This window comes from Paenibacillus sp. AR247, from assembly GCF_002968895.1.
Classification (GTDB): domain Bacteria; phylum Bacillota; class Bacilli; order Paenibacillales; family Paenibacillaceae; genus Paenibacillus_AQ; species Paenibacillus_AQ favisporus.
In genome coordinates this window covers 862,085-865,598 of the sequence record NZ_PCZT01000009.1, presented here as the reverse complement: position 1 = coordinate 865,598, position 3,514 = coordinate 862,085, and the positions used below count along the sequence as shown (strand labels likewise).

Here is a 3,514-nt window from a genome sequence, read left to right as displayed (position 1 = left end):
CTACTGTTCCATGTCCCCGACAGCGTACCGGAAGCGGTGCTGAATCTAAGAACGGATGATGCGTTAAAGGACGCCATTTGCTATGGCGTCCTCTTCACCTTGCTCTTACTCTTGTCTTGCACCCGGCTAATGAACCACCTCGATAAATCTCGTCGCGGCCGCCGATATCGGCATGTTACGCATCACCATAAGGCCCACCTTGGAAGGAGGGATCTCCACATCCAGCTCAATTTCAAAAAGAGAGCCTTCCTTCAGCTCCTTGGCTACGAATTCGCGCGTGACATACGAAATGCCCAGCCCACGCTTGGCGAATTCGATCAGCAAATCGACGCTTCCCACCTCGATGTCGGGCTTCAGCTCATATCCGTATTTTTCAAACAGCTCTGTGATGGCCATACGCACCCGGCTGTTCCGTGAGAACAGAATAACGGGATATTCCATCAGCTGTTCCATGGACAGCGCCTGCCCCTTCAGCTCCGCATACCGTTCGCCCGCCACAAAGCAGTCCTGCAGCTCAATGCTTTCCGTTACCTCCAGCTGCGAGTCGAAGATCGGCATCCTTACAACGCCAAGGTCGATCCGCCCCTCCTTTAGATAGGAGATCACTTCCGGCGTCGTGCCGTGATTCAGGTGCAGCTTGATTCCCGGATACTTGACATGGAAGTCCTCGAGAAAAGGAAGCAGGTAGTGCTTGAACAACGAATCGCTTCCGCCGATCCGCAGCTCGCCGCTGTCCAAATTTTTGAGCGCCACCATTTTTTCTTCAGCGAGCGTAATGAGAATTTGCGACTGCTCTATATAGGAAAATAAAATCTTGCCTTCCTGCGTCAGGCTTACACCTTTGGAGTTGCGGTAAAACAACGTAACGCCAATCCGCTCCTCCAGCTGCTTGATGGCATGACTGACGCTGGGCTGAGTCAGGTACAGCGCCTTGGCAGCCTGCGTTAAACTTCCCGTCTTTGCGGCCCAATAAAACACTTTATACAACTCGTAATTGTTAGTCATAGATATGGTCTATATCTCCTCAGAAATATATTGATTACATGTATGGCACATATTTGTATTATAGTGAATCCAAGACACAGAAACCAGAGCTTTTTCGACAGAATGAGAAGTGGAAGTCGCGGAGCTTTGAAAGGAAGGAGCAATTGAGATGAATCCTACAACTTTTGTATTGTTTGGAGCGACTGGCGATTTGGCCAAGCGCAAAATATACCCTGCTCTGTATCATTTATATATTCACGGAAAGCTTCCGGAAGCTTTCTCCGTAATCGGCCTCGGCCGTAAAGAAATGACGGATGAAACGTTCAAGGCTCACGTCAAGCAGTCGCTGCACGATTTTTACCGGCTGAACGTGAAAGAGGACGACTCCCTGCAGTCCTTCCTGGGACTCTTTGGCTTCAACATCCTGCACATCGATGACACGGATCATTTCGTCCGGTTAAAAGACCGGGTAGAGGCTTGGGAGCAAGGAATCGGCGGAACATCGAACCGCTTGTTCTACTTGTCCGTTGCGCCGAACTTCTTCGGCACCATCGCCTCCCAAATTGAAAACAGCGAAGCAGGCTAATCCTGTTATTCAGGCGCTGTGGACGAACCGTTTTATCGCCAACGTCCAAATTACGGCTGACGAGACCGTAGGCGTTGAGGAGCGCGCTGGATACTACGACAAAGCCGGAGCTCTGCGGGATATGTTCCAGAACCACATGATGCAGCTGCTCATGATGCTGACCATTCACGCACCGCACAACATGGCTTCCGCGGAGAACGTCCAGCTCAAGAAGAAGCAGGTGCTTGAAGCACTGGATCCGCTGCAAAAGCAGGATGTGCTTACCAACATCGTGCGCGGACAATACACAGCCGGATCCATTCAAGGCAAGCCGGTTCCAGCATACACAGCTGAGCCCGGCATTTCTGAAGGTTCGACGAACGATACGTTTATCGCGGCCAAGCTGCATATCGATAATTACTACTGGCGCGGCGTTCCGTTCTACATCCGGACAGGTAAACGTCTAGCCTCGAAGAGCACGCGCATCGTGATCGAATTCAAGGAACCGCTCACCACGGCGACGCAAGCGGAGCAGGCAACCGTACCGAACCTGCTGGTCATCGAGATCGGGCCGAAAGAAGGCATCACGCTTCAGCTGAATGCGAAGGACCCGGATCATCCGAACGGCTTTAAACCGGTATACATCGATATGTATCCGGACCGCAAGGAAGCCCAGGAAGCGTACGAAACACTGATTCACGATGCACTGAACGGAGATTCGACGTTCTTCGTCCATTGGGATGAGGTCGACCTGTCCTGGCAGTGGGTGCAGCCGATCCTGGAAGCATTCGCCGCTAATGAGGTGCCGCTGCATCCTTATGCCGCCGGTTCGCACGGTCCGGAAGCGGCCCATGAGCTGCTTGCCGCAGACGGATTCCATTGGTGGTTCGATGAGGAAGACGAAGCCGGCCAGACTGCTTCCGAGCCGCTTGTCGAGGAAGTCACCGCCAGCTGATTTAGGGTTCTATGCTCGGTTTACCGAGCCAATCATATATTGAACATTCACAGGAGGTTGTAAGATGAAATTTTTTATTGATACCGCCAATCTGCAGGATATTCAATCCGCCTACAAAATCGGGGTTCTGTCCGGAGTCACCACAAACCCGTCCCTGGTTGCTAAGGAAGGCGTGAAATTCGAAGACCGGATCGCCGAAATTTGCCAGGCTGTGCCGGAAGTGGAGTCCGTGTCGGCGGAAGTGACGCCGGATGCGGAAACCGCTGAGGAAATGATTGCCCAGGCGAACGAGCTGATCAAGATCAACAACAACGATGAGAAAATCACGATCAAGCTGCCGATGACCCTTGCCGGTCTGGAAGCCTGCCGTTATTTGTCCCAAAAAGGGGTCAAAACGAATGTGACCCTGATCTTTACCGTGAATCAGGCGCTGCTGGCAGCCCGTGCCGGGGCAACTTACGTATCGCCATTCCTGGGGCGTCTGGACGATATTTCTGAAGACGGCGTCCTTCTGGTGGACAAAATTGCGCAGCTGTTCCGCACGCATAACCTGGACACGCAAATTATTGCAGCTTCGGTCCGTCATCCGGACCATGTCACCCGCGTTGCCATGGCCGGCGCGCACATTGCGACCGTTCCGTTCGGCGTGATTGCGCAAATCGCCAAGCATCCGTTGACGGATCAAGGTTTGGTTAAATTTGCGGCCGACTGGAAAAGCAGCGTCAAGTAAAAAGAGAGAGATCTGGAGGAGAGAGAAACGATGAGCAAACAGCAAATCGGTGTGGCCGGTCTTGCCGTCATGGGCAAAAATCTGGCTTTGAATATGGAAAGCAAAGGCTTCGCGGTCGCTTTATATAACCGTTCGCCGGAAAAAACGAAAGAACTGCTCGCCGAAGCCGAAGGAAAAAACTTTGTCGGTACATTCAGCATCGAGGAGTTTGTGCAGTCGCTGGAAACCCCGCGCAAAATCATGATGATGGTCAAAGCCGGCGGACCGACGGACGCGCTGA

Annotated in this window: 5 protein-coding genes; 4 read left to right on the top strand and 1 reads right to left on the bottom strand. The window is 52.5% G+C overall.

Going from position 1 to position 3,514, the window contains the following annotated elements:
- Positions 1 to 126 precede the first annotated feature (126 nt).
- Positions 127 to 1,005, bottom strand: coding sequence for a LysR family transcriptional regulator (locus CPT76_RS12070; protein ID WP_105443095.1), 879 nt, complete (start codon positions 1,003 to 1,005; stop codon positions 127 to 129).
- Positions 1,006 to 1,153: 148 nt separating this feature from the next.
- On the opposite strand from CPT76_RS12070, the gene CPT76_RS41380 reads away from it, so the two are divergent.
- From CPT76_RS41380 to CPT76_RS12055, 4 genes are all read left to right on the top strand, one after another.
- Positions 1,154 to 1,570, top strand: a complete 417-nt coding sequence (locus CPT76_RS41380) for a glucose-6-phosphate dehydrogenase (protein WP_308737568.1) — start codon at positions 1,154 to 1,156, stop codon at positions 1,568 to 1,570.
- Positions 1,548 to 2,504: a glucose-6-phosphate dehydrogenase (NADP(+)) gene (locus CPT76_RS12065; RefSeq protein ID WP_308737567.1), complete on the top strand. Its 957-nt coding sequence runs from the start codon at positions 1,548 to 1,550 to the stop codon at positions 2,502 to 2,504. Before CPT76_RS41380 ends, CPT76_RS12065 begins: the two co-directional genes overlap by 23 nt.
- Before the next feature lie 64 nt (positions 2,505 to 2,568).
- Positions 2,569 to 3,234, top strand: a complete 666-nt coding sequence (gene fsa / locus CPT76_RS12060; RefSeq protein WP_076166067.1) for a fructose-6-phosphate aldolase — start codon at positions 2,569 to 2,571, stop codon at positions 3,232 to 3,234.
- A gap of 30 nt (positions 3,235 to 3,264) precedes the next feature.
- Positions 3,265 to 3,514, top strand: a 250-nt coding sequence (locus CPT76_RS12055) for an NAD(P)-binding domain-containing protein (RefSeq protein WP_258168331.1), incomplete at its 3' end; no start/stop codon positions are given.